The following is a 26,003-nucleotide window of genomic DNA, read 5'->3' as shown; positions in this document are numbered from 1 at the left end:
TGTCACTCGCCTGTGGACAACTGGCCGCGATATGTCGTGCCTTACGGCCTTTGCGGGGCTTGCGCGGCACCGGTCCTCGGGGCGGGCGGCCGGATCAGGCGGGGGTGACCTCGCGCAGCCGGCCCGTCTTCACGTCGAAGACGAAGCCCCGCACGTCCTCGGTGTGCAGCAGGAAGGGCGAGGTGCGCACCCGCTCGATCGACTGCCGCACGTCCTGGTCGACGTCCCGGAAGGATTCGACCGCCCACGCGGGACGCTGGCCGACCTCCAGCTCCAGGTCGTGCCGAAACTCCTCGGTGAGGGACTCCATGCCGCAGTTGGTGTGGTGGATGAGGACCACGCTGCGCGTGCCGAGCGCCCGCTGGCTGATGGTGAGGGACCGGATCACGTCGTCCGTGACGACGCCACCCGCGTTGCGGATGGTGTGGCAGTCACCCAGGTTCAGGCCGAGCGCGGCGTGCAGGTCGAGGCGGGCGTCCATGCAGGCCACGACGGCGACGCGCTGGACGGGGCGGGCGTCCATCCCGGGGTCGGTGAACGCCGCGGCGTAGCGGCCGTTCGCCTCGACGAGGCGGTCGGTGACGGTGGAGCCGCCGGCGGTGGGGGACTGGGAATCTGCGGGAACCGATGCGGAAGTCGTCATAACCATGACGTTACTGGTCACCGTCGCCGCGGACCCCTCGGGAAGACGGACAAAGAACGTCATCGCGGCTTGTTGTGAGCCACTCCACAGACCGTACGGCTGCCTCCGTACGGGTGAAGTACCGTCCCGCGGCGATTCGTACGCGCCCGCGTCCGCGACGCGCAGGCCGGTTGATTGACCGGGCGACAGGGTGGACTAAAGTGACGCGAAGCGGGAGACGAGGCTCTCCCTGCTGGACTGAAAACCCCGGAGACCTGGGCGAAGTCCCGCCAGATCTCCCCACGTGCGCGGCGCGTACGTACGGCTCGGCCTCCTCCCGCTCCCGGCCGGCCGACGCTTCCGGCGCCGGCAGGCTTCCCCTTCACGAGCGAGCGGGAGGGGACCCGGCGGTGCGTGACGCCGTGCCGGACCTGAGAGGCCGTCCCAGTTGAGCCAGAGTCGACACGTCCCGGTGATGCTCCAGCGGTGCCTGGACCTGCTGGCGCCCGCCCTGAAGGAGCCGGGCGCCGTGGTCGTCGACTGCACGCTGGGGCTCGGTGGGCACAGCGAGGCGCTCCTCGCCCGCTTCCCCGAGGCCCGGCTGGTCGCCCTCGACCGGGACAAGGAGGCCCTGCGCCTGTCCGGTGAGCGGCTCGCCCCGTACGGGGAGCGCGCCACCCTGGTGCACGCCGTCTACGACGAGCTGCCCGATGTACTCGACCGGCTCGGCGTCCCCCGCGTCCGGGGCGTGCTGTTCGACCTGGGCGTCTCCTCCATGCAGCTCGACGAGGCCGACCGCGGCTTCGCCTACGCGCAGGACGCCCCGCTCGACATGCGCATGGACCAGACGACTGGCATGAGCGCGGCCGAGGTACTCAACACCTACCCGCCGGGCGAGCTCGTCCGCATCCTGCGGGCGTACGGCGAGGAGAAGCAGGCCAAACGGATCGTGTCCGCGATCGTCCGCGAACGCGAGAAGGAGCCGTTCGCCAACAGCGCCCGGCTCGTGGAGCTGATCCGCGCGGCGCTGCCGCAGGCCGCCAAGCGCACCGGCGGCAACCCGGCCAAGCGCACCTTCCAGGCCCTGCGGATCGAGGTCAACGGCGAGCTGTCCGTCCTGGAGCGGGCGATCCCGGCGGCCGTCGAGGCGCTCGCCGTGGGCGGCCGGATCGCGGTGCTGTCGTACCACTCCCTGGAGGACCGGCTGGTCAAGCAGGTGTTCGCGGCCGGCGCCGCCAACACCGCGCCGCCCGGACTCCCGGTCGTCCCCGAACGCTACGCGCCCCGGCTCAAGCTCCTCACGCGCGGTGCCGAACTTCCCACCGAGGAGGAGATCGCCGAGAACCGGCGCGCGGCGCCGGCCCGGCTGCGCGGAGCCGAGCGCATCAGGGAGTCCATCGGGTGAAACGAGTGAGGCAGGCCGGGCACCGGTGCGGCGGGCGAGTGGCCGCGGAGCCCGGTCCTCCGGACCGACGTCGGGACGCCGCGGGCGCCCGCGGGGCACGCCAGGGCCGAGGGGAGGGCCAGTGAGCAGGAAACCCGAACTGAAGGGGAGGGCGGCCCGGCTGGCCAAGCTCTTCCCGCCCGGCACCGGTCGTGGTCAGGCTGCCCGGGCCCCGTTCGTCCTCCTCGTCGTCGTGCTCCTCGGCGGTGGCCTCATCGGGCTCCTGGTCCTGAACTCCGCGCTCAGCGAGGGCTCGTTCCAGCTGGACGACCTGAAGGAGCAGACGAAGGAGCTCACCGACGAGGAGCAGGCCCTCCAGCGGGACATCGACGCCTACTCCGCCCCCCGCGCCCTCGAGCGCCGCGCCCGCGAGCTGGGCATGGTGCCCGGCGGAGACCCCGCCTTCCTCGCCCCCGACGGCACCGTCAAGGGCTCGCCCAGCCCCGCTCCCACCCCGGCCACTCCGCTGGTCCTCGCCCCCGAGGCGCTCACGGCACCGCCCACCACCGCGTCCCCCGGCACGCCCGGCCCCGCCGCCGCGGCGACGCCCACTTCGACCCCGACCCCCGGCAGGTGACGGAAGTGTCCGACAGGGAACCGCCGCGCCGCCGCGTGCCCGGACCCGCGAGGCCCGTCCGCCCCGACGGACGGCGGCAGCCCGGTCCCGGCGCCCGGCCCGCCCGCCGACCGGGACCGCCCCGGCCGGGCGCGCCCGGCACCATCCGGCTGGGCAGCCCCCGCCCGCGCCTGCGCATGATCGGCCTCGCGCTGACCCTCGTCATGACCGCCTTCGTCGTACGGCTGCTCCAGGTGCAGGCCGTCGACGCCGGCACGTACACCGCCAAGGCCGAGCAGAACCGCTACGTCGTCCACACCCTGCCCGCCGAGCGCGGCGGCATCACCGACCGCAACGGCGTCGCCCTCGCGTCCACCGTGGACTCCTACGACATCACCGCCGACCCCACGATGTTCACCCGTGAGCAGCTGAAGGTCGGCGACGGACCCGAGCAGGCCGCCGCGCTCCTCGCGCCGATCCTCGGCGAGGAACAGGAGGACCTGGTCGAGCAGCTCCGCCCCGAGAACAAGCAGCTCCGCTACGTCCGCCTCGCCCGCCGGCAGACCCCGCAGGTCTGGAACCAGATCAAGGACCTGAAGACCGCGCTCACCAAGAAGTCGGAGACGGACAAGTCCGTGGTCAACGTCCTCGCGGGCGTCTTCGCCGACCCCAGCAGCAAGCGTGTGTACCCGGGCGGCGACCTCGCCGCCGGCATCCTGGGCTGGGTCGGCGCCGACGGCAAGGGCGGCGGCGGCCTGGAGCGGCAGCTGGACAAGAAGCTGGCCGGCGAGGACGGCAAGATCCGCTACGCCCAGTCCGGAGGCCGCCAGGTGCCCACCGCGGGCTCCACCGAGACGCCCGCCGTGCCCGGCAGCGACGTCGAGCTCACCATCGACCGCGACATCCAGTGGGCCGCGCAGCACGCCATCAGCGAGCAGGTGGAGAAGTCCAAGGCGGACGGCGGCTACGTCATCGTCCAGGACACCGCCACCGGCGAGATCCTCGCCATGGCCAACTCGCCGGGCTTCGACCCGGGCGACCTCGCCCACGCCGACCCGGACGCGCTGGGCAACGCGGCCCTCCAGGACGCCTTCGAGCCCGGCTCCACCGCCAAGGTGATGTCGATGGCCGCCGTACTGGAGGAGAACGTCGCCACCCCGGGCACCCACATCACCGTCCCCAACCGGCTCAAGCGCGGCGACCGGCTCTTCAAGGACGACGTCGACCACCCGACCTGGTACCTCACGCTCAACGGCGTGCTCGCCAAGTCGAGCAACATCGGCACCATCATGGCCACCGGCGAGCTCGGCAGGACACAGGCCCAGGCCAACAAGGTGCTCTACGACTACCTGCGCAAGTTCGGCCTCGGCAGCTACAGCGGGCTCGGCTTCCCCGGCGAGACCAAGGGGATCCTCGCACCGCCGGACCAGTGGTCGACCTCGCAGCAGTACACGATTCCTTTCGGCCAGGGCGTCTCCATCAACGCGCTCCAGGCGGCCTCCGTGTACTCGACCATCGCCAACGGCGGCGTCCGCGTCGAACCCACACTCGTGCGCGGCACCAAGGAGGACGACGGGCGCTTCACCCCGGCCCCCGAGCCCAAGAAGACCCGCGTGATCAGCGAGAAGACCGCGAAGACCCTCTCGCGGATGCTGGAGTCCGTGGTCGACGACGAGGAGGGCACCGGCACCAAGGCGCGCATCCCCGGCTACCGCGTCGCGGGCAAGACCGGCACGGCCAACCGAGTGGATCCCGCCACCGGGCAGTACAAGGGGTACACCTCGTCCTTCGCCGGGTTCGCCCCCGCCGACAAGCCTCGCGTCACCGTCTACTGCGCCATCCAGAACGCGACGGAGGGCAGCTACTTCGGCGGCCAGATCTGCGGCCCCATCTACAAGCAGGTCATGGAGTTCGCCCTGAAGACCCTCCAGGTCCCGCCGACCGGGGCCGCCCCCGCGAACCTGCCGGTCACTTTCAAACCCTGATCCCGCCGAGCCGGTACCGACCCGGCCCCGACGCAGCACCGAGCCACCAGGAACCACCCGTGACTACGATCACCCCCGATCCCGGGAACCAGAGCAGCGGTCGCCCCTCGCTTCGCCGGGAGGCCACCGCGCCCGGTACGCTCACCGCCGTGCCACACGCTGATCAGTCCCAAACCACCCAGAAGGGCCACCCCGTGACCTACCCGGGACCGCCCCGGCCGGTGCGGATCTCCGCCACACCCCTCGCGGAACTCGCCGACCAGCTGGGTGTCACCGCACCGGACAGCACCACCGGAGTCACGGGCATCACCCACGACTCCCGCGCCGTCCGCCCCGGTGACCTGTACGCCGCCCTCCCCGGAGCCCGCGCCCACGGCGCCGACTTCGTCACCCAGGCCGCCGGGCTCGGCGCCGCCGCCGTGCTGACCGACCCGGCCGGCGCGGAGCGCGTCGCCGCCACCGGTCTGCCGGCGCTCGTCGTCGACGACCCGCGCGCGCGGATGGGCGAACTGGCGGCCACGATCTACGGCCACCCCGGCCGGGACCTGCTCCAGATCGGCATCACCGGCACCTCCGGCAAGACCACCACCGCGTACCTCGTCGAGGGCGGTCTGCGCACGGCGAAGTCCACCGGCCTGATCGGCACGGTCGAGATGCGCATCGGCGACGAGCGCATCAAGTCCGAGCGGACCACGCCCGAGGCCACCGACCTCCAGGCCCTGTTCGCGGTGATGCGCGAGCGCGGCACCGAGGCGGTCGCCATGGAGGTCTCCAGCCACGCCCTGGTGCTCGGCCGCGTCGACGCCTGCGTCTTCGACATCGCGGTCTTCACCAACCTCAGCCCGGAGCACATGGAGTTCCACTCCGGCATGGAGGACTACTTCCAGGCCAAGGCCCAGCTCTTCACTCCGGAACGCAGCAGGCTCGGCGTGGTCAACGTGGACGACGAGTACGGTCGCCGCCTCGCCAACGAGGCCACCGTCCCGGTCGTCACCTACTCCGCCGAGGGCCACCCGGACGCCGACTGGCGCGCCGACGAGGTCGAGGTCGGCCCGCTGGACTCGACGTTCACCGTGCTCGGCCCCAAGGGCGAGCGGATCGCCGCCAAGTCGCCGCTGGCCGGTCCCTTCAACGTGGCGAACACCCTCGCCGCGATCGTCGCCCTCGCCGCCGCCGGCCTCGATCCGCAGGCCGCCGCCGACGGCATCGCCGCCGTCCCGGGCGTGCCGGGCCGCCTGGAGCGCGTGGACGAGGGGCAGCCGTACCTCGCGGTGGTCGACTACGCCCACAAGACCGACGCCGTCGAGTCCGTCCTGCGCGCCCTGCGCAAGGTGACCGAGGGCAAGCTGCACGCCGTGCTCGGCTGCGGCGGCGACCGGGACACCACCAAGCGGGAGCCGATGGGCGCCGCCGTGGCCCGGTTCGCCGACACCGCCGTACTGACCTCCGACAACCCCCGCTCCGAGGACCCCCTCGCGATCCTCGCCACCATGCTCCAGGGCGCGGCCTCCGTGCCCGCCCACGAGCGCGGCGAGGTCCAGGTCTTCGAGGACCGGGCCGCAGCCATCGCCGCCGCCGTCGCCCGGGCCGAGCCCGGCGACACCGTGCTGGTCGCGGGCAAGGGCCACGAGCAGGGCCAGGACATCGCCGGAGTGGTCCGTCCCTTCGACGACCGCCAGGTGCTGCGCGAAGCCATCCAGAAGACCCAGGGATGAGATCCCGAATGATCCAGCTGATCCAGGGGACGAACTTGTGATCACCCTCTCTCTCGCCGAGATCGCAGAAGTCGTCGGCGGGCGGATGCACGACATACCGGACGCGACCGCGCAGGTCACCGGGCCCGTCGTCCGGGATTCCCGGGAAGCGGGACCCGGCAGCCTCTTCGTCGCCTTCGTCGGCGAGCGGGTGGACGGCCACGACTTCGCGTCGGCGGTCGTCGAGGCGGGCGCGGCGGCCGTGCTCGGCTCCCGCCCCGTCGGCGTGCCCGCGATCGTCGTGGACGACGTCCAGGCCGCCCTGGGCGCCCTCGCCCGTCACGTCGTACGCCGCCTCGGCACCACTCTCGTGGCCCTCACCGGGTCCGCGGGCAAGACCAGCACCAAGGACCTGATCGCCCAGGTACTGCGCCGCAAGGCGCCCACGGTCTTCACGCCCGGCTCCATGAACAACGAGGTCGGGCTGCCGCTCACCGCGCTGACCGCCACCGAGGAGACCAAGTTCCTCGTGCTGGAGATGGGCGCCCGCGGCATCGGCCACATCCGCTACCTCTGCGAGCTGACCCCGCCGAAGGTCGGCCTGGTCCTCAACGTCGGCTCCGCGCACATCGGGGAGTTCGGCGGCCGGGAGCAGATCGCCCAGGCCAAGGGCGAACTCGTCGAGGCGCTGCCGCCGGCCGAGGAGGGCGGCACCGCGATCCTCAACGCGGACGACGCCCTCGTACGCGCCATGGCCTCCCGAACGAAGGCGAAGGTGATCCTTTTCGGAGAGTCCGACGAAGCGGACGTTCGGGCCGAGAACGTGCGACTCACGGACAGCGGACAGCCTTCCTTCAGGCTTCACACACCCTCCGGTGCAAGCGATGTGACCATGCGCCTGTACGGTGAGCACCACGTGTCGAACGCGCTCGCCGCGGCCGCCGTCGCCCACGAGTTGGGCATGTCCGCAGACGAGATCGCCACCGCGCTCTCCGAGGCGGGCTCCCTCTCCCGCTGGCGGATGGAGGTCACCGAGCGCCCGGACGGCGTGACGGTCGTCAACGACGCCTACAACGCGAACCCCGAGTCCATGAAGGCCGCGCTGCGTGCGCTCGTCGCCATGGGAAAGGGGCGTCGTACGTGGGCGGTGCTCGGCAAGATGGCCGAGCTCGGGGACGAGGCGCTCGCCGAGCACGACGCGGTCGGACGGCTCGCCGTCCGGCTCAACGTCAGCAAGCTCGTCGCGGTCGGGGGCAGGGAAGCCCAATGGCTGCAACTGGGCGCATACAACGAGGGTTCGTGGGGTGAGGAGTCGGTGCACGTGTCCGACGCACAGGCGGCGGTCGACCTGTTGCGCAGCGAGTTGCGCCCGGGGGACGTCGTGCTCGTGAAGGCGTCCCGTTCGGTGGGTCTGGAGAGCGTCGCCTCGGCGCTGCTCGAGACCGGCGCCGAGGGTGAGGTTGCCGGCCGATGATGAAGCAGATCCTGTTCGCGGGAGTCATCGGCCTCTTCCTGACGCTGGTCGGCACGCCGCTGCTGATCAAGCTCCTGGCCCGCAAGGGCTACGGCCAGTACATCCGCGACGACGGCCCGCGCGAGCACGCCAGCAAGCGCGGTACGCCGACCATGGGTGGTATCGCGTTCATCCTGGCGACGGTCGCCGCCTACTTCCTCGCCAAGGTCATCACCAGCTACCTGGACCCGAAGGCGGACGCGGCGCCGACCTTCTCGGGTCTGCTGGTGCTCGGCCTGATGGTGGGCATGGGCCTCGTCGGCTTCCTCGACGACTACATCAAGATCGTCAAGAGGCGGTCGCTGGGCCTGCGGGCCAAGGCGAAGATGGCCGGCCAGCTCATCGTCGGCATCGCCTTCGCGGTGCTCTCGCTCCAGTTCGCGGACAACCGCGGCAACACCCCGGCCTCCACCAAGCTGTCGTTCATCACCGACTTCGGCTGGTCGATCGGCCCGGTGCTGTTCGTCATCTGGGCGCTGTTCATGATCCTCGCGATGTCGAACGGCGTGAACCTGACCGACGGTCTGGACGGCCTGGCCACCGGCGCCTCCGTCCTGGTCTTCGGTGCCTACACCTTCATCGGCGTCTGGCAGTTCCAGGAGTCCTGCGCCAACGCGCTGACCCTGACCAACCCGGGCGCCTGCTACGAGGTACGAGATCCCCTCGACCTCGCGGTGGTCTCCTCCGCGCTGATGGGCGCCTGCCTCGGCTTCCTGTGGTGGAACACCTCGCCGGCCAAGATCTTCATGGGCGACACCGGTTCGCTCGCGCTCGGCGGTGTCCTCGCGGGTCTGGCGATCTGCTCACGCACCGAGCTGCTGATGGCCATCCTCGGCGGTCTGTTCGTCCTGATCACCATGTCGGTGGTCATCCAGGTCGGATCCTTCCGCCTCACCGGCAAGCGCGTCTTCAGAATGGCGCCACTCCAGCACCACTTCGAACTCAAAGGCTGGTCCGAGGTCCTTGTCGTGGTCCGTTTCTGGATCATCCAGGGCATCTGTGTGATCGTCGGACTGGGCCTCTTCTACGCGGGATGGGCAGCGGACAAGTGACCGACTCCTCGGTGCCTTTCGAATTCCAGGGCAAACACGTCACCGTCGCCGGACTCGGCGTCTCCGGGGTCCCGGCGGCCAAGGTCCTGCACGGCCTCGGCGCGCGCGTGACCGTCGTCAACGACGGCGCGGACGAGCGCGCGCGGGCGCAGGCGGCCGAGTTGGAGGCGCTCGGCATCACCGTGCGCCTCGGCGACGGCGACACCCTGCCCGACGGCACCGAGCTGATCGTCACGGCGCCCGGCTGGAAGCCCACCAAGCCGCTGTTCACGGCGGCCGGGCAGGCCGGCGTCCCGGTCTGGGGCGATGTCGAACTGGCCTGGCGCCTGCGCCGCCCCGACTCCGCGCCCTGGCTCGCGGTCACCGGCACCAACGGCAAGACCACCACCGTCCAGATGCTCGCGTCGATCCTGAAGGCGGCGGGCCTGCGCACCGCCGCCGTCGGCAACATCGGCGTCTCGCTGCTGGACGCGGTCACCGGCGACGAGGAGTACGACGTCCTCGCGGTGGAGCTGTCCAGCTACCAGCTCCACTGGGCGCCCTCCCTGCGCGCCCACTCGGCCGCCGTCCTCAACCTCGCCCCGGACCACCTCGACTGGCACGGCTCCATGGAGGCGTACGCCGCCGACAAGGGCCGCATCTACGAGGGCAACCGCGTCGCCTGCGTCTACAACGTCGCCGACAAGGCCACCGAGGACCTGGTCCGCGAGGCCGACGTCGAGGAGGGCTGCCGGGCCATCGGCTTCACCCTCGGCTCCCCGGCGCCCTCCCAACTCGGCGTCGTGGACGGCATCCTGGTCGACCGAGCCTTCGTCGAGAACCGGCACAAGAACGCCCAGGAGCTCGCCGAGGTCTCCGACGTGAACCCGCCGGCCCCGCACAACATCGCCAACGCCCTGGCCGCCGCGGCCCTCGCCCGCGCCTTCGGCGTCCCCGCCGCGGCCGTACGGGACGGCCTGCGCGCCTTCACGCCCGACGCCCACCGCATCGCGCACGTCGCCGACGTCGACGGGGTGGCGTACGTGGACGACTCCAAGGCCACCAACACCCACGCCACCGAGGCATCCCTGGCCGCGTACGAGTCGATCGTGTGGATCGCCGGCGGGCTGGCCAAGGGCGCGACCTTCGACGAGCTGGTCGCGGGTGCGGCGAAGCGGCTGCGCGGCGCCGTCCTCATCGGCGCCGACCGCGCCCTGATCCGCGAAGCCCTGGCGCGACACGCCCCGGAAGTACCCGTGGTCGACCTCGAGCGGACCGACACTGGTGCGATGCTCCAGGCCGTCCAGGAGGCCCGGCGACTCGCCCGGCCCGGTGACACGGTGCTGCTGGCCCCGGCCTGTGCCTCCATGGACATGTTCACCAACTACAACCAGCGCGGCGACGCGTTCGCACAGGCCGTTCGCGAACTCGGCGCCTGACCCGGCCGCCTCCTGCGCCGGGTGACCTCGGGAGGACGCGTGGGACGGTCCATGCCGACGTACAGCGGGGGCAGCGATGCCCGGTAGTCCCCAGAGCCGTACCGGACGTCCGCCCGTACCGCGGGCCGTCAAGCGACCCACCGCGCCGGGGCCGGAGCACGAGAACTCCGTGCTCCGGCTGTACCACCGCCTGCGCCGCGCCTGGGACCGGCCGCTGACCGCCTACTACCTGATCTCCGGCGCCGGTGCGCTGATCACCGTGCTCGGCCTGATCATGGTCTACTCGGCCTCCCAGATCACCGCGCTCCAGCTCTCGCTGCCGGGGTCGTACTTCTTCCGCAAGCAGTTCCTGGCCGCGCTGATCGGCGTCGGGCTGCTGGTGGCCGCCATGAGGATGCCGGTGAAACTGCACCGCGCGCTCGCCTACCCGATCCTCGCCGGTGCCGTCTGCCTGATGATCCTGGTGCAGGTGCCCGGGATAGGAGTCGCGGTCAACGGCAACCAGAACTGGATCGCGCTCGGCGGCTCCTTCCAGATCCAGCCCAGCGAGTTCGGCAAGCTCGCCCTGGTGCTGTGGGGCGCGGACCTGCTGGCCCGCAAGCAGGACAAGAAGCTGCTGACGCAGTGGAAGCACATGCTGGTGCCGCTGGTGCCGGCCGCGTTCATGCTGCTCGGGCTGATCATGATCGGCGGCGACATGGGTACGGCGATCATCCTGACCGCGATCCTGTTCGGCCTGCTGTGGCTGGCCGGCGCGCCCACCCGGCTGTTCGCGGGCGTGCTGTCGATCGCCCTCCTGCTCGGCTTCATCCTCATCAAGACCAGCCCGAACCGCATGGCCCGGCTGAACTGCCTCGGCGCCACCGACCCCGGCCCCGGCGACGCCTGCTGGCAGGCCGTGCACGGCATCTACGCCCTCGCCTCGGGCGGACTGTTCGGTTCCGGACTCGGTGCAAGCGTGGAGAAATGGGGTCAACTCCCCGAAGCGCACACCGACTTCATCTTCGCCGTCACCGGTGAGGAACTGGGCCTGGCGGGGACACTGTCGGTGCTCGCCCTCTTCGCGGCTCTAGGCTATGCGGGTATCCGCGTGGCCGGACGCACGGAGGACCCGTTCGTGAGGTATGCCGCGGGAGGCGTGACCACCTGGATCACGGCCCAGGCCGTGATCAACATCGGTGCGGTCCTCGGACTGCTGCCGATCGCCGGTGTCCCCCTCCCGCTGTTCTCCTACGGAGGTTCCGCCCTGCTCCCGACCATGTTCGCCATCGGTCTGCTCATCGCCTTCGCGCGTGATGAACCCGGTGCGCGGGCGGCGCTTGCGCTGCGGCAACCTCGCTTTGGTAGAAAGCGGGGGGCCAGGGGACCCGTGGCCAAGCGGAGCCCCCGGAGTTGGAACACGATGCGACGGCGCGCCTCGAAGGCGCGCTCGTCCGGAGAGCGGTGAATTTCGGTGCATGTCGTACTCGCCGGCGGAGGAACCGCGGGCCACATCGAGCCCGCGCTCGCCCTCGCGGACGCCCTGCGCAGGCAGGATCCGACCGTGGGCATCACGGCCCTGGGCACGGAACGCGGCCTCGAGACCCGCCTCGTACCCGAGCGCGGGTACGAACTGGCGCTGATCCCGGCCGTACCGCTGCCACGCAAGCCCACCCCCGAGCTGATCACCGTCCCGGGCCGGCTGCGCGGCACCATCAAGGCGACCGAGCAGATCCTGGAACGCACCAAGGCGGACGCCGTGGTCGGCTTCGGCGGCTACGTCGCCCTGCCCGGCTACCTCGCGGCCAAGCGGCTCGGCGTGCCGATCGTCATCCACGAGGCCAACGCCCGCCCGGGCCTGGCCAACAAGATCGGTTCGCGGTACGCGGCCCAGGTCGCCGTCTCCACGCCCGACAGCAAGCTGCGCAACTCCCGCTACATCGGCATCCCGCTGCGCCGCTCCATCGCCACCCTCGACCGGGCCGCCGCCCGCCCCGAGGCCCGCGCGATGTTCGGGCTCGACCCCAACCTGCCCACGCTGCTGGTCACCGGCGGCTCGCAGGGTGCCCGCCGCCTCAACGAGGTGGTCCAGCAGGTCGCGCCCTGGCTCCAGCAGGCGGGCATCCAGATCCTGCACGCGGTCGGCCCGAAGAACGAACTGCCGCAGGTCCACCAGATGCCGGGAATGCCCCCGTACATCCCGGTAAGTTACCTGGACCGGATGGACCTTGCGTACGCCGCGGCCGACATGATGCTCTGCCGCGCGGGCGCGATGACCGTCGCCGAACTCTCCGCCGTCGGACTCCCGGCCGCCTACGTCCCGCTGCCCATCGGCAACGGCGAACAGCGGCTCAACGCCCAGCCGGTGGTCAAGGCCGGCGGCGGCCTGCTGGTCGACGACGCGGACCTCACCCCCGAGTGGGTGCAGCACAACGTCCTGCCCGTGCTCGCCGACCCGCACAAGCTGTACGAGATGTCCCGCGCCGCCGCCGAGTTCGGCCGCCGGGACGCCGACGACCTGCTCGTCGGCATGGTGTACGAGGCGATCGCCGCCCGTGCACACCGCTAGGGACGCATGACGGAGGGCAGGGAGCGTGGCCGGACCGACCACCGCCGAGCGCGGTGAACGCCAGCAGGAGTCGTCCGGCCCGCCCCGGACCCGGCGGGTGCGCCCGCCCCGCCTCCGTACGGTCGTCATCGTGGCCGCCGCCCTCGTGCTTCTCGCGGGGGGCACCGTCTGGCTGCTCTACGGCTCGAACTTCACGCGTGTGGAACGGGTGTCGGTCTCCGGGACGCGTGTCCTGACGCCGGCGCAGGTGCGCGAGGCGGCCGACGTGCCCGTCGGGGACCCGCTCGTCTCCGTGGACACCGGGGCGATCGAGGACCGGCTCGCCCGGAAATTGCTCCGCATCGACGAAGTTCGCGTAGAGCGTTCCTGGCCGCACGGAATCACCCTGAAAGTGACGGAGCGTACTCCGGTTCTCATTGTTCAAAAGGGCCGAAACTTCGTGGAAGTGGACGATGAAGGCGTCCGTTTCGCCACGGTTTCCCGCGCCCCCAAAGGCGTGCCCGAGCTTGAATTGGAGCCTGACCGTTCCGGTTCCGCCGCGGCGAGTCTGCGCCGCTTCGACGACGACCGCCTCGCACGGGAAGCGGTGCGGGTGGCCGACCGCCTCCCGCGCGCGGTCGCCGAGGACACACGGGTCGTCAAGGTCCGTTCGTACGACGACATCTCACTGGAGCTGAGCGGCGACCGGACCGTGGTCTGGGGGAGCGGTGAGCAGGGTGAGCGCAAGGCCCGGGCGCTGACCGCGCTGATGAAAGCGGCGCCGGACGCGCGGCACTTCGACGTGAGCGTTCCCACCGCGCCTGCGTCATCAGGGAGTTGACGGGTATACGTGCAGGCCAGCACCCTGGTTGGGCAGCGCTACGCCTGATCACATAGGGTGAAAAGAAAAACGGGAGGTTCGGCGTGTTCGTTGAACGTGCGCCACTTGTCGACTTAGTGTCCTGTTCAGAAGACTCCAAGGAACAGACACACTGGTAACCCTAAACTTCAGCGTTAGGGTTCGGGTCGGCGCTACGGACCGTCCCAATCGGCATCAGTCGTCGGTCGCGGGGCCACAGTGCTCCGGGGATTCGGCGACACGTAACTCGAGGCGAGAGGCCTTCGACGTGGCAGCACCGCAGAACTACCTCGCAGTCATCAAAGTCATCGGTGTCGGCGGCGGTGGTGTCAATGCCATCAACCGGATGATCGAGGTCGGTCTCAAGGGCGTCGAGTTCATCGCCATCAACACCGACGCGCAAGCTCTGTTGATGAGCGACGCCGACGTCAAGCTCGACGTCGGCCGCGAACTCACCCGCGGACTCGGCGCCGGAGCCAACCCGGCCGTCGGCCGCAAGGCCGCCGAGGACCACCGCGAGGAGATCGAGGAGGTCCTCAAGGGGGCCGACATGGTCTTCGTGACGGCCGGTGAAGGCGGCGGCACCGGCACCGGCGGCGCGCCCGTCGTGGCCAACATCGCACGCTCGCTGGGTGCCCTCACCATCGGCGTGGTCACCCGCCCGTTCACCTTCGAGGGACGGCGCCGGGCCAACCAGGCCGAGGACGGCATCGCCGAGCTCCGCGAAGAGGTCGACACCCTCATCGTCATCCCCAACGACCGGCTGCTGTCCATCTCGGACCGCCAGGTCAGCGTGCTCGACGCGTTCAAGTCCGCCGACCAGGTGCTGCTGTCCGGTGTGCAGGGCATCACCGACCTCATCACCACGCCCGGCCTGATCAACCTGGACTTCGCCGACGTGAAGTCGGTCATGTCCGAGGCCGGTTCGGCCCTCATGGGCATCGGCTCGGCCCGCGGCGACGACCGCGCGGTGGCCGCCGCCGAGATGGCGATCTCCTCGCCGCTGCTGGAGGCGTCCATCGACGGCGCCCGGGGCGTGCTCCTCTCCATCTCCGGCGGTTCCGACCTCGGCCTGTTCGAGATCAACGAGGCCGCCCAGCTGGTCAGCGAGGCCGCCCACCCCGAGGCCAACATCATCTTCGGCGCGGTCATCGACGACGCCCTCGGCGACGAGGTGCGGGTCACCGTGATCGCGGCCGGCTTCGACGGCGGCCAGCCGCCGTCCAAGCAGCGGGACAACGTCCTCGGCGCCTCCTCCTCGGCCAAGCGCGAGGAGCCCACCCCGGTACGGCAGCCCGAGAGCCGTCCCTCCTTCGGCTCGCTCGGCAGCGTCAAGCCGAAGGAGGAGCCGGAGCCCGCCCCCGCGCCGGAGCCGGTGAGCGACCTGCCGCAGGTCGCCCCGCCGCCGGTCCCGCCGTCCCGCACCTACTCGGACAGCGCGGCCGAGGAACTGGACGTGCCGGACTTCCTGAAGTGATAGGACAGCGCGACACCGTGAACGGCGCGCACTTCGGCTTCACCGACCGGTGGGGCGGAGTGAGCGCCGTTCCGTACGAGGAGCTCAATCTCGGCGGCGCGGTCGGCGACGACCCCGCCGCCGTCACGGCCAACCGGGACCTCGCGGCCAAGTCGCTGGGCGTCGACCCTGCCCGGGTGGTCTGGATGAACCAGGTGCACGGTGCCGGCGTCGCGGTGGTCGACGGCCCCTGGGGGGACGGTCCGGTCCCGCGCGTCGACGCGATCGTCACCACCGAACGCGGTCTCGCCCTCGCCGTCCTCACCGCCGACTGCGTGCCCGTCCTGCTGGCCGACCCGGACGCCGGTGTCGTCGCCGCGGCCCACGCGGGCCGGCCCGGCCTGGTCGCCGGGGTCGTCCCCGCCGCCGTACGGGCCATGACGGAACTCGGCGCCGACCCCGCCCGGATCACCGCCCGTACCGGACCCGCCGTGTGCGGCCGGTGCTACGAGGTGCCCGAGGACATGCGCGCCGAGGTGGCCGCCGTCGAACCGGCGGCGTACGCCGAGACGAGCTGGGGCACACCGGCGGTCGACGTGAGCGCCGGCGTGCACGCGCAGCTCGAACGCCTCGGGGTGCGCGACCGGGCGCAGTCGCCGGTGTGCACCCTGGAGTCGAAGGACCACTTCTCGTACCGACGCGACCGCACCACCGGGCGGCTCGCGGGCTATGTCTGGCTGGACTGATGGGGCATGACGGACCGTAAGAGCGAACTCGCCGGGAATCTGGCACGAGTGGAGGAGCGCATCGCCGCCGCCTGTGCGGCCGCGGGGCGCCGCCGCGACGAGGTGACCCTCATCGTGGTCACCAAGACCTACCCCGCGGACGATGTGCGCATTCTCTCGGACCTCGGCGTGCGCCATGTCGCCGAGAACCGCGACCAGGACGCCGCGCCGAAGGCGGCAGCATGCTCGGATCTGCCGCTTTCGTGGCATTTCGTGGGTCAGTTGCAGACCAACAAGGTGCGTTCGGTGGTCGGTTACGCCGATGTCGTGCAGTCCGTCGACCGTCCCAAGCTCGTCACAGCTCTGTCGAAGGAAGCCGTGCGGGTCGGACGGGAGGTGGGTTGCCTCATTCAGGTCGCGCTCGACGCGGGGGAGAGCGCCCGCGGTGAGCGCGGCGGCGTGTCGCCCGCGGGAATCGAAGAGTTGGCCGACCTCGTCGCCGGGGCGGAAGGGCTGCGGCTCGACGGGCTGATGACGGTGGCGCCGCTCACCGGCGAGTACGCCGGACGCCAACAGGCGGCGTTCGAGCGTCTCATGGATTTGTCGACCTACGTGCGCCGAACCCATCCGGCTGCGAACATGGTCTCCGCAGGAATGAGCGCGGACCTCGAACAGGCCGTGGCCGCCGGAGCGACACATGTACGCGTCGGCACCGCGGTACTCGGAGTCCGCCCCAGGCTCGGGTAACGTCGCCAAGAAGTCGGACCACAGCAGAAAATATGGTCATTACCGCCGAAAGGCGGACGAACGACCTCGTGGATCGCGGGCACTTGGCAGTCGTCAGCCGATCCACCACAGAGCGGAGGACTCAGAGCATGGCCGGCGCGATGCGCAAGATGGCGGTCTACCTCGGCCTCGTGGAGGACGATGGGTACGACGGCCGGGGGTTCGACCCCGACGACGACTTCGAACCCGAACTGGACCCGGAGCCCGAGCGGGACCACCGGCGGCACGAACCGGCACACCAGTCGCACGGTTCACATCAGCCCCAAAGGGACGAAGAGGTACGAGTCGTCCAGCCGCCCGCGCCGCGCGAACCGGTCTCCCGATCCGCTTCGCTCGCGGCGGAATCGGGCCGTCCGGCGCGTATCGCGCCCGTGGCATCCATCACACAAGAACGCGCAAGCCTGGAAAAGAGCGCACCGGTCATCATGCCCAAGGTCGTGTCCGAACGAGAGCCCTACCGGATCACCACGCTTCACCCCCGGACCTACAACGAGGCCCGTACCATCGGGGAACACTTCCGTGAGGGCACGCCGGTGATCATGAATCTCACTGAGATGGATGACACAGATGCGAAGCGACTTGTCGACTTTGCGGCCGGTTTGGTGTTTGGTCTTCACGGCAGTATCGAGCGGGTGACGCAGAAGGTGTTCCTGCTGTCTCCTGCTAACGTCGATGTCACGGCGGAGGACAAGGCCCGCATCGCAGAGGGCGGGTTCTTCAACCAGAGCTGAGACGCAACACCGGTAGAGAGCAAGACCACGGGTCCGACAACGGGCCCGAGAGATGGTTCAGGGGAGAGGGAAGCAAGGGTCATGAGCGTGGTCCTGGATGTCGTCTACATCGCGCTGATGTGCTTCCTCATCGTGCTCATCTTCCGGTTGGTCATGGACTACGTCTTCCAGTTCGCCCGCTCGTGGCAACCCGGCAAGGCGATGGTGGTCGTTCTTGAGGCCACCTACACTGTCACCGATCCACCGCTGAAGCTTCTGCGGCGGTTCATCCCGCCGCTGCGTCTCGGGGGCGTGGCGCTCGACCTGTCCTTCTTCGTATTGATGATCATCGTCTACATCCTGATCTCGATCGTGAGCCAGCTGTGATCGATGAGAGAGATACGGGCTTGCCGAATGCCGACGACAACGTTGAGGTGAAGAGATGCCGTTGACCCCCGAGGACGTGCGGAACAAGCAGTTCACGACCGTCCGCCTCCGAGAAGGCTATGACGAGGACGAGGTCGATGCCTTCCTCGATGAGGTCGAAGCCGAACTGACCCGACTGCTCCGCGAGAACGAGGACCTGCGCGCCAAGCTGGCCGCGGCGACGCGAGCGGCCGCGCAGAACCAGCAGAACATGCGCAAGCCCCCGGAACCGCCGCAGGATCAGCAGCAGCACCAGCAGCAGGGTCCGCCGCAGCAGGGCGGTATGCCGCAGCAGGGCATGCGAGGTCCCGGCGCTCCGGTGCCCGCCGGCATATCGGGCCCGCCGCAGCAGCAGATGGGTGGCCCCATGGGTGGTCCGCCCCAGCTGCCGAGCGGTGCCCCGCAGCTGCCCGCCGGCCCCGGCGGTCAGGGTGGCCCGCAGGGCCCCGGCCCGATGGGCCAGGGTCCGGGACCGATGGGCCAGGGCGGCCCCGGTCCGATGCAGGGCCAGATGGGCCCCGGCCCGATGGGCGGCCCCATGGGCGGTCCGCAGGGTCCCGGTGGTCCCGGCGGCATGCCCGGTCAGGGCGGCCCCGGCGGCGACAGCGCCGCCCGTGTCCTCTCGCTGGCCCAGCAGACCGCCGACCAGGCGATCGCCGAGGCCCGTTCCGAGGCCAACAAGATCGTCGGCGAGGCGCGTTCGCGTGCCGAGGGTCTGGAGCGGGACGCCCGTGCCAAGGCCGACGCCCTGGAGCGGGACGCGCAGGAGAAGCACCGCGTCGCGATGGGCTCCCTGGAGTCCGCGCGCGCCACGCTGGAGCGCAAGGTCGAGGACCTGCGCGGCTTCGAGCGCGAGTACCGGACGCGACTGAAGTCGTACCTGGAGTCGCAGCTGCGTCAGCTGGAGACCCAGGCGGACGACTCGCTCGCCCCGCCGCGTACGCCCGCGACGGCGTCCCTGCCGCCGTCCCCGGCGCCCTCGATGGCACCGGCCGGCGCCAGCGCCCCGTCCTACGGCGGCAACCAGTCGATGGGCAGCGGGCCGAGCCAGAACGGTCCGTCCTACGGCGGTCAGCAGCAGATGTCGCCGGCGATGACCCAGCCGATGGCACCGGTGCGGCCGCAGGGGCCGTCGCCGATGGGGCAGGCGCCCTCGCCGATGCGCGGGTTCCTGATCGACGAGGACGACAACTGATCTGTAGTACGGCGTAGTCGTCGGCAGCGTTCAGGGCGGGCCCCGGGTTTTCGACCCGGGGCCCGCCCTTTTGATGTGCGGGTTCAGGTGCGGAGTGTCGGGGTGGCGGGGTGTCGGGGTGGCGCGAGGTGGTCGCGTGGCCCGGCGCTGCCGGGGTGCCTCCCCCACTCTCGGCTTCGCTCGAGCGGGGGACCCCACACCGCCCACCCGTGCCGCCCTGGGGGTACCTCCCAGGCCGTCCAGGCACTGGGGGAGGCGCGACTGCCCGCAGCTACGCGTGAGGGGCCCGCATCCCCGTCCAGGGATGCGGGCCCCTCATCTGTTGTGGGCTACTGCTTGCGCAGGCGGAACGTCAGGGACAGCCCCTCGTCCGAGAACGGCTCTCCGTACGCGTCGTCCGCCTCGCCCCGCGCGAAGTCCGTCGCCAGGACCTCGTCCGAGATCAGACCCGCGTGCTCGGTCAGGGCGGCGACCGTCGCCTCGTCCGTGGCCGTCCACCGCAGCGCGATCCGGTCCGCGACGTCCAACCCGCTGTTCTTGCGGGCCTCCTGGATCAGCCGGATCGCGTCCCGGGCGAGGCCCGCGCGGCGCAGCTCCTCCGTGATCTCCAGGTCCAGCGCCACCGTCGCGCCGGAGTCGGAGGCGACGGACCAGCCCTCGCGCGGCGTCTCGGTGATGATCACCTCGTCCGGGGCGAGGGTGACCGTCTCACCGTCGACCTCCACCGACGCCGTGCCCTCGCGCAGCGCGAGGGAGAGCGCCGCGGCGTCCGCGTTCGCGACGGCCTTCGCGACGTCCTGGACGCGCTTGCCGAACCGCTTGCCCAGCGCCCGGAAGTTGGCCTTCGCGGTGGTGTCGACCAGCGAGCCGCCGACCTCGCTCAGCGACGCGAGGGACTCGACGTTCAGCTCCTCGGTGATCTGCGTGCGCAGCTCGGGGGAGAGGGTGTCGAAGCCGGTCACGCCGATCAGCGCGCGGCTGAGCGGCTGGCGGGTCTTGACGCCCGACTCCGCGCGCGTGGCGCGGCCCAGCTCGACCAGGCGGCGCACCAGCACCATCTGCTTCGACAGCTCCGGGTCGATCGCCGTGAGGTCGGCCTCCGGCCACGAGGACAGGTGCACGGACTCCGGCGCGCCCGGGGTGACCGGCACGATCAGGTCCTGCCAGACCCGCTCGGTGATGAACGGGGTCAGCGGGGCCATCAGCTTGGTGACCGTCTCGACCACCTCGTGCAGCGTGCGCAGCGCGGCCTTGTCGCCCTGCCAGAAGCGGCGGCGCGAGCGGCGGACGTACCAGTTGGACAGGTCGTCGACGAACGCGGACAGCAGCTTGCCGGCGCGCTGGGTGTCGTAGGCGTCCAGCGCCTGGGTGACCTGGTCGGTGAGCGCGTGCAGCTCGGACAGCAGCCAGCGGTCCAGCACCGGGCGGTCGGCCGGGGCCGGGTCGGCCTCGCTGGGCGCCCAGCCCGTGGTGCGGGCGTACAGGGCCTGGAAGGCGACCGTGTTCCAGTAGGTGAGGAGCGTCTTGCGGACGACCTCCTGGATGGTGCCGTGGCCGACGCGGCGGGCCGCCCACGGGGAGCCGCCGGCCGCCATGAACCAGCGGACGGCGTCCGCGCCGTGCTGGTCCATCAGCGGGATCGGCTGAAGGATGTTGCCCAGGTGCTTGGACATCTTGCGGCCGTCCTCGGCGAGGATGTGACCGAGGCAGACCACGTTCTCGTACGAGGACTTGTCGAAGACCAGGGTGCCGACCGCCATCAGCGTGTAGAACCAGCCGCGGGTCTGGTCGATGGCCTCGCAGATGAACTGCGCCGGGTACCGGGACTCGAACAGTTCCTTGTTCTTGTACGGGTAGCCCCACTGCGCGAACGGCATCGAGCCCGAGTCGTACCAGGCGTCGATGACCTCGGGCACGCGCACCGCTTCGAGGGAGCAGCCCTCGTGGGTGCAGGTGAAGGTGACGTCGTCGATGTACGGGCGGTGCGGGTCCAGTTCCGACTGGTCGGTGCCGGACAGCTCGGTGAGCTCCGCGCGGGAGCCGACGCAGGTGAGGTGGCCTTCCTCGCAGCGCCAGATGGGCAGCGGGGTGCCCCAGTAGCGGTTGCGGGAGAGAGCCCAGTCGATGTTGTTGTTCAGCCAGTCGCCGTAGCGGCCGTGCTTGACCGAGTCCGGGAACCAGTTGGTGCCCTCGTTCTCCTCGAGGAGACGGTCCTTGATGGCCGTGGTGCGGATGTACCAGGACGGCTGGGCGTAGTAGAGCAGCGCGGTGTGGCAGCGCCAGCAGTGCGGGTAGCTGTGCTCGTACGGGATGTGCTTGAAGAGCAGGCCCCGGGTGTCCAGGTCCTCGGTGAGCTGCTCGTCGGCCTTCTTGAAGAAGACGCCGCCGACCAGCGGGAGGTCCTCCTCGAAGGTGCCGTCCGGGCGGACCGGGTTGACCACGGGCAGGCCGTAGGAGCGGCAGACCTTGAGGTCGTCCTCACCGAAGGCGGGGGACTGGTGGACCAGACCGGTGCCGTCCTCGGTGGTGACGTAGTCGGCGTTCACCACGTAATGCGCGGGGGCCGGGAACTCCACCAGCTCGAAGGGGCGCTGGTAGGTCCAGCGCTCCATCTCGGCGCCGGTGAAGGACTGCCCGGTGGTCTCCCAGCCCTCGCCGAGAGCCTTCTCCACCAGCGGCTCGGCGACGACCAGCTTCTCCTCGCCGTTCGTCGCGACGACGTAGGTCACCTCGGGGTGGGCCGCCACCGCCGTGTTGGAGACCAGCGTCCACGGCGTGGTCGTCCAGATCAGGAGCGCGGCCTCGCCGGCCAGCGGGCCGGAGGTGAGCGGGAAGCGGACGTAGACGGACGGGTCGACGACCGTCTCGTAGCCCTGCGCCAGCTCGTGGTCGGACAGACCGGTGCCGCAGCGAGGGCACCAGGGGGCGACGCGGTGGTCCTGGACCAGCAGGCCCTTGTCGAAGATCGTCTTCAGCGACCACCAGACGGACTCGATGTACTCCGGGTCCATCGTGCGGTACGGGTTCTGGAGGTCGGCCCAGTAACCCATGCGGGTCGTGAGCTCTTCGAAGGCGTCCGTGTGGCGGGTCACCGACTCGCGGCACTTGGCGTTGAACTCGGCGATGCCGTACGCCTCGATGTCCTGCTTGCCGGAGAAGCCCAGCTCCTTCTCCACCGCCAGCTCGACCGGCAGGCCGTGGCAGTCCCAGCCGGCCTTGCGGCCCACGTGGTAGCCGCGCATGGTGCGGAAGCGGGGGAAGACGTCCTTGAAGACGCGCGCCTCGATGTGGTGGGCGCCGGGCATGCCGTTGGCGGTGGGCGGGCCCTCGTAGAACACCCACTCGGGGCGTCCCTCGGACTGCTCCAGGCTCTTGGCGAAGATCTTCTGCTCGCGCCAGAAGTCGAGCACCGCGTGTTCGAGCGCGGGCAGGTCGACCTGGGCGGGCACCTGGCGGTACTGCGGCTGCGTATTCAACGAGCTTCCTCCGGCGGACGTGCTGCCTTCCGTCGGAGGGACGAGAGCCGTGCTCCCGCGGTACCACCCTCCTTGGCTCCCCGGTGCGTCGTGTGCGCCGATGAGCCCCCTCATTGGGGTCGCGAGCCGGTTCTACTCGCCTCGGCCGTCCTGGCCAGGGCTTTCTTCCGGCGGCTCCGGGGTGATCTTCACGTCGCGCTCGCCCCCGGGCTCACACCGTCCCCGGGTCGCTCTGGGCTGCGTACGCCGCTACTCGTCCCCATCCAAGCTTTTCGCTGCGCCCAGTGTACGGCGCCCCGCGGACAGCGGCCGACCGGTTTTCGCACCGGGGGCACTGACCCGAATGCCACCGCGGGGCGTCCGGCTCCCGGCGGACCCGGCCGGCCCTCCGCCCGGCGGATTACCGGGCGGGGAGCTGGGCACAACGCATGCATGTTCGCCGCGCGGCGCGCGGTGGGCGGGCGAATCGGGCGGCGTGCCCCGTTGCCGCGGGACCCGAGTCGATTTATCGTCCCAGCACGATTCGCGAGCAAGATCACAATATGTGAAGGGGCCGCGGCCATGGTGGCGAAGAAGACCGCCGGAGAGCAGCCGGAGGCGGCTGCGGAGAAGACCGCCGCCAAGAGGACGACGGCCAAGAAGGCAGCCGCCAAGAAGACGACGGCCAAGAAGAGCGCGGCCAAGAAGGCCGCGGCCGAGAAGAGCACGACCGGCACGAAGAGCGCGGCGAAGAAGACCGCGGCGAAGAAGAGCACGTCCAAGAAGGTGGGCGCGGCGCAGGCCGCGGAGCAGACGGGAGCCACGACGGTGGTTGCGAAGAAGACTCCTGGCACGGCCACGGCGGCCAAGACCGCCGTTCCCAAGGCGCGCGGCGCCGCCGCCGAACCCGGCGACCTCGCGGTACGTCCCGGCGAGGAACCCTGGACCCCGGAAGAGGTCGAGGAGGCGCGCGGGGAACTCCAGTCCGAGGCCGACCGGCTGCGCACCGAGATCGACTCCTCCGAGCGGTCGCTCCAGGGCATGATGCGGGACTCCGGCGACGGAGCGGGCGACGACGAGGCGGACACCGGCAGCAAGAACATCACGCGCGAGCACGAACTGGCGCTGGCGGCCACCGCGCGCGAGGTGCTCACCCAGACCGAGCGCGCCCTGGAACGCCTGGACGCGGGCACCTACGGCCTGTGCGAGAACTGCGGCAACCCCATCGGCAAGGCGCGCATGCAGGCCTTCCCGAGGGCCACGCTGTGCGTCGAGTGCAAGCAGAAGCAGGAGCGCCGGTACTGATCCGGTACCGATCCGCGCCGTTCCGCCTCCGGATGGGTCCTGAGCACGTGCGGGACGGAAGGTGTGCCGTACCCTCGTCCTCAGTCAGGTACCTAGGCTGAGGGACTCACGTGGCAGAGGCGGAGCGCATCATCGGTACTCCGGACACCCCGGACGCGGCGGGGGACGGGCAGGAGCGGCCCGACGCCGATCAGGAGCAGGCGCCGCAGGAGCGTCCCCGGGGCAAGCGGCGGGTCGCCGTGCTGTTCGCGGTCGCCGCGTTCGCGTACCTCCTCGACCTGGTCAGCAAGATGATCGTGGTCGCCGAGCTGGAGCACCAGGAGCCCGTCGAGATCGTCGGCGACTGGCTGCGGTTCGTGGCGATCCGCAACGCGGGCGCGGCCTTCGGCTTCGGCGAGGCCTTCACCGTGATCTTCACCGTGATCGCGGCGGCGGTGATCGTCGTGATCGCCCGCCTCGCGCGCAAGCTCTACAGCGTGCCGTGGGCGATCGCCCTCGGCATGCTGCTCGGCGGCGCCCTCGGCAACCTCACCGACCGGATCTTCCGCTCGCCCGGCGTCTTCGAGGGCGCGGTGGTGGACTTCATCGCGCCCAAGCACTTCGCCGTCTTCAACCTCGCCGACTCGGCGATCGTGTGCGGCGGCATCCTGATCGTGATCCTCTCTTTCCGGGGCCTGGACCCGGACGGGACCGTCCACAAGGACTGACCGGCCACCGGGACCGACCGTCCGCGGGTCCCGGTCGTCCACAGGACTGAGAGCGCGTTCGGGAGTGTCCGAGCCGTCCGGCATACTCGACGGGGTGAGCACGCTTCCCGAGATCCGCACCCTGCCCGTGCCCGACGGCCTGGAGGGCGAGCGCGTCGACGCCGCCATCTCCCGCATGTTCGGCTTTTCCCGTACCAAGGCCGCGGAGCTCGCCGCGGCGGGCAAGGTGCAGGTCGACGGATCGGTGGTCGGCAAGTCCGAGCGCGTCCACGGCGGCGCCTGGCTCGAGGTCGAGATGCCGCAGGCGCCCGCGCCGGTGCAGGTGGTCGCCGAGCCCGTCGAGGGCATGGAGATCGTGCACGACGACGAGGACGTGGTCGTCATCGTCAAGCCGGTCGGCGTCGCCGCCCACCCGTCGCCGGGCTGGAGCGGCCCCACCGTCATCGGCGGACTGGCCGCCGCCGGCTACCGCATCTCCACCTCCGGCGCCGCGGAGCGGCAGGGCATCGTGCACCGCCTCGACGTGGGCACCTCCGGCCTGATGGCGGTCGCCAAGTCGGAGCGGGCGTACACCTCGCTCAAGCGCCAGTTCAAGGAGCGCACGGTCGACAAGCGCTACCACACGCTCGTGCAGGGCCACCCCGACCCGACCAGCGGCACCATCGACGCCCCCATCGGCCGCCACCCCCAGCACGACTACAAGTGGGCCGTCACCGCCGAGGGCAAGCCCTCCGTGACGCACTACGACCTCATCGAGGCCTTCCGTGCCGCCTCCCTGCTCGACGTGAAGCTGGAGACCGGCCGCACCCACCAGATCCGCGTCCACATGGCCGCCCACCGCCACCCCTGTGTCGGTGACCTGACCTACGGCGCCGACCCGACCCTCGCCAAGCGGCTGCGCCTGACCCGCCAGTGGCTGCACGCCGTGCGGCTCGGCTTCGAGCACCCCGGCGACGGCCAGTGGGTCGAGTACGCCAGCGACTACCCCGAGGACCTCCAGCAGGCCCTGGACCGGGTCCGTGAGGAGACCTACGCATGAGCGGCCCGTCGCGGCCGCCGTCCTACCGGGTGCGGGTCGCCGAGGACGCCGCCGACCGCGAGATGTGCTTCGCCGTGCGCAAGGAAGTCTTCGTCGCCGAGCAGCAGGTCCCCGAGGACATCGAGTACGACGCCTACGACGCGGTCGCCGTGCACGTCCTGGCGGTGCGGGAGGACGGCACACCTCTGGGCACCGGCCGGCTGCTGCACGGAGAGGCAGCCGCGGCGAAGACCGGCGGCGAGGCGGCCGTCGGCTCCCTGGGCCGGCTCGCGGTGACCCGGGAGGCCCGCGGACTGGGCGTCGGGGCCGCCCTGGTGCGGGCCGTCGAGGAGGCGGCACGCGCACGCGGACTCACCGCCGTCGACCTGCACGCGCAGACCCACGCCCTGGGTTTCTACGAGCGACTGGGGTACGAGGCGTACGGACCCGAGTTCCCCGACGCCGGGATACCCCACCGCGCGATGCGGCGCGCCCTGTAGCAGGAGGTGCCGTACGGGCTGGTGAGGCCGGTGACGTGACAGGCTTGAGG

The 26,003-nt window shown here is 70.9% G+C and carries 22 protein-coding genes; 20 read left to right on the top strand and 2 right to left on the bottom strand.

The window, feature by feature from the left end; translation table 11 throughout:
* Nucleotides 1-94: 94 nt before the first annotated feature.
* Nucleotides 95-649, bottom strand: a complete 555-nt coding sequence (locus tag ACLIN4_RS09490) for a beta-class carbonic anhydrase (RefSeq protein ID WP_179342746.1) — start codon at nucleotides 647-649, stop codon at nucleotides 95-97.
* A gap of 421 nt (nucleotides 650-1,070) precedes the next feature.
* On the opposite strand from ACLIN4_RS09490, the gene rsmH reads away from it, so the two are divergent.
* The 16 genes from rsmH (at nucleotide 1,071) to divIVA (ending at nucleotide 18,968) form a co-directional block, all read left to right on the top strand.
* Nucleotides 1,071-2,027, top strand: coding sequence for a 16S rRNA (cytosine(1402)-N(4))-methyltransferase RsmH (gene rsmH, locus ACLIN4_RS09485; protein ID WP_107480033.1), 957 nt, complete (start codon nucleotides 1,071-1,073; stop codon nucleotides 2,025-2,027).
* A gap of 121 nt (nucleotides 2,028-2,148) precedes the next feature.
* Entirely contained in the window at nucleotides 2,149-2,643 is a 495-nt protein-coding gene (locus ACLIN4_RS09480; protein ID WP_100044158.1) for an FtsB family cell division protein, read from the top strand.
* Nucleotides 2,640-4,607: a peptidoglycan D,D-transpeptidase FtsI family protein gene (locus ACLIN4_RS09475; protein ID WP_289903883.1), complete on the top strand. Its 1,968-nt coding sequence runs from the start codon at nucleotides 2,640-2,642 to the stop codon at nucleotides 4,605-4,607. The genes ACLIN4_RS09480 and ACLIN4_RS09475 overlap by 4 nt, the downstream gene beginning before the upstream one ends.
* Nucleotides 4,608-4,801: 194 nt before the next feature.
* Nucleotides 4,802-6,322, top strand: coding sequence for a UDP-N-acetylmuramoyl-L-alanyl-D-glutamate--2,6-diaminopimelate ligase (locus ACLIN4_RS09470; protein WP_100044156.1), 1,521 nt, complete (start codon nucleotides 4,802-4,804; stop codon nucleotides 6,320-6,322).
* Between the two features lie 37 nt (nucleotides 6,323-6,359).
* Nucleotides 6,360-7,775 (top strand): UDP-N-acetylmuramoyl-tripeptide--D-alanyl-D-alanine ligase, encoded by a 1,416-nt coding sequence (locus tag ACLIN4_RS09465; RefSeq protein WP_107477766.1) that lies wholly within the window; start codon nucleotides 6,360-6,362, stop codon nucleotides 7,773-7,775.
* Nucleotides 7,775-8,866, top strand: coding sequence for a phospho-N-acetylmuramoyl-pentapeptide-transferase (gene mraY, locus ACLIN4_RS09460; protein ID WP_073723842.1), 1,092 nt, complete (start codon nucleotides 7,775-7,777; stop codon nucleotides 8,864-8,866). The genes ACLIN4_RS09465 and mraY overlap by 1 nt, the downstream gene beginning before the upstream one ends.
* An 11-nt stretch (nucleotides 8,867-8,877) precedes the next feature.
* Nucleotides 8,878-10,284 carry a UDP-N-acetylmuramoyl-L-alanine--D-glutamate ligase gene (murD, locus tag ACLIN4_RS09455; RefSeq protein ID WP_100044239.1) on the top strand — a complete coding sequence of 469 codons (1,407 nt, stop codon included), beginning with the start codon at nucleotides 8,878-8,880 and terminating at the stop codon, nucleotides 10,282-10,284.
* 76 nt (nucleotides 10,285-10,360) lie between these two features.
* A complete protein-coding gene (gene ftsW / locus ACLIN4_RS09450) occupies nucleotides 10,361-11,731 on the top strand; it encodes a putative lipid II flippase FtsW (protein WP_107477767.1) in 1,371 nt (456 codons plus the stop codon).
* Between the two features lie 6 nt (nucleotides 11,732-11,737).
* The gene (gene murG, locus ACLIN4_RS09445; RefSeq protein ID WP_100044153.1) at nucleotides 11,738-12,832 is read left to right on the top strand and encodes an undecaprenyldiphospho-muramoylpentapeptide beta-N-acetylglucosaminyltransferase; all 1,095 of its coding nucleotides are present in this window, start codon (nucleotides 11,738-11,740) and stop codon (nucleotides 12,830-12,832) included.
* Nucleotides 12,833-12,857: 25 nt separating this feature from the next.
* Nucleotides 12,858-13,652, top strand: a complete 795-nt coding sequence (gene ftsQ, locus ACLIN4_RS09440) for a cell division protein FtsQ (protein ID WP_289903892.1) — start codon at nucleotides 12,858-12,860, stop codon at nucleotides 13,650-13,652.
* A 286-nt stretch (nucleotides 13,653-13,938) separates the two neighbouring features.
* Nucleotides 13,939-15,147 carry a cell division protein FtsZ gene (gene ftsZ / locus ACLIN4_RS09435; RefSeq protein WP_100044151.1) on the top strand — a complete coding sequence of 403 codons (1,209 nt, stop codon included), beginning with the start codon at nucleotides 13,939-13,941 and terminating at the stop codon, nucleotides 15,145-15,147.
* Nucleotides 15,144-15,872, top strand: a complete 729-nt coding sequence (gene pgeF, locus ACLIN4_RS09430) for a peptidoglycan editing factor PgeF (protein WP_411575658.1) — start codon at nucleotides 15,144-15,146, stop codon at nucleotides 15,870-15,872. Before ftsZ ends, pgeF begins: the two co-directional genes overlap by 4 nt.
* Nucleotides 15,873-15,878: 6 nt before the next feature.
* Nucleotides 15,879-16,598, top strand: coding sequence for a YggS family pyridoxal phosphate-dependent enzyme (locus tag ACLIN4_RS09425; protein WP_100044149.1), 720 nt, complete (start codon nucleotides 15,879-15,881; stop codon nucleotides 16,596-16,598).
* A gap of 128 nt (nucleotides 16,599-16,726) precedes the next feature.
* Nucleotides 16,727-17,368 carry a cell division protein SepF gene (locus ACLIN4_RS09420; protein ID WP_100044238.1) on the top strand — a complete coding sequence of 214 codons (642 nt, stop codon included), beginning with the start codon at nucleotides 16,727-16,729 and terminating at the stop codon, nucleotides 17,366-17,368.
* Between the two features lie 81 nt (nucleotides 17,369-17,449).
* Nucleotides 17,450-17,734, top strand: a complete 285-nt coding sequence (locus tag ACLIN4_RS09415; RefSeq protein WP_003976737.1) for a YggT family protein — start codon at nucleotides 17,450-17,452, stop codon at nucleotides 17,732-17,734.
* 55 nt (nucleotides 17,735-17,789) lie between these two features.
* On the top strand, nucleotides 17,790-18,968 hold the full coding sequence (divIVA, locus tag ACLIN4_RS09410) for an apical growth/hyphal branching protein DivIVA (protein WP_100044148.1): 1,179 nt from the start codon (nucleotides 17,790-17,792) through the stop codon (nucleotides 18,966-18,968).
* Between the two features lie 329 nt (nucleotides 18,969-19,297).
* On the opposite strand, the gene ileS is transcribed toward divIVA, so the two are convergent.
* On the bottom strand, nucleotides 19,298-22,444 hold the full coding sequence (gene ileS / locus ACLIN4_RS09405) for an isoleucine--tRNA ligase (RefSeq protein ID WP_107477769.1): 3,147 nt from the start codon (nucleotides 22,442-22,444) through the stop codon (nucleotides 19,298-19,300).
* Nucleotides 22,445-23,005: 561 nt separating this feature from the next.
* Between ileS and ACLIN4_RS09400 the strand changes: the two genes are divergently transcribed.
* From ACLIN4_RS09400 to ACLIN4_RS09385, 4 genes are all read left to right on the top strand, one after another.
* On the top strand, nucleotides 23,006-23,728 hold the full coding sequence (locus ACLIN4_RS09400; RefSeq protein ID WP_307652947.1) for a TraR/DksA family transcriptional regulator: 723 nt from the start codon (nucleotides 23,006-23,008) through the stop codon (nucleotides 23,726-23,728).
* A gap of 110 nt (nucleotides 23,729-23,838) precedes the next feature.
* The gene (gene lspA, locus ACLIN4_RS09395) at nucleotides 23,839-24,435 is read left to right on the top strand and encodes a signal peptidase II (protein ID WP_107477771.1); all 597 of its coding nucleotides are present in this window, start codon (nucleotides 23,839-23,841) and stop codon (nucleotides 24,433-24,435) included.
* Between the two features lie 94 nt (nucleotides 24,436-24,529).
* Nucleotides 24,530-25,474, top strand: coding sequence for an RluA family pseudouridine synthase (locus tag ACLIN4_RS09390; protein ID WP_269957081.1), 945 nt, complete (start codon nucleotides 24,530-24,532; stop codon nucleotides 25,472-25,474).
* The gene (locus ACLIN4_RS09385) at nucleotides 25,471-25,953 is read left to right on the top strand and encodes a GNAT family N-acetyltransferase (RefSeq protein WP_100044144.1); all 483 of its coding nucleotides are present in this window, start codon (nucleotides 25,471-25,473) and stop codon (nucleotides 25,951-25,953) included. Before ACLIN4_RS09390 ends, ACLIN4_RS09385 begins: the two co-directional genes overlap by 4 nt.
* Nucleotides 25,954-26,003 lie beyond the last annotated feature (50 nt).

Source organism: Streptomyces mutabilis, assembly GCF_046628145.1.
Lineage (GTDB): Bacteria > Actinomycetota > Actinomycetes > Streptomycetales > Streptomycetaceae > Streptomyces > Streptomyces mutabilis.
Note: the sequence above shows the minus strand (reverse complement) of the source record. Positions and strands in the feature narration are given on the sequence as shown.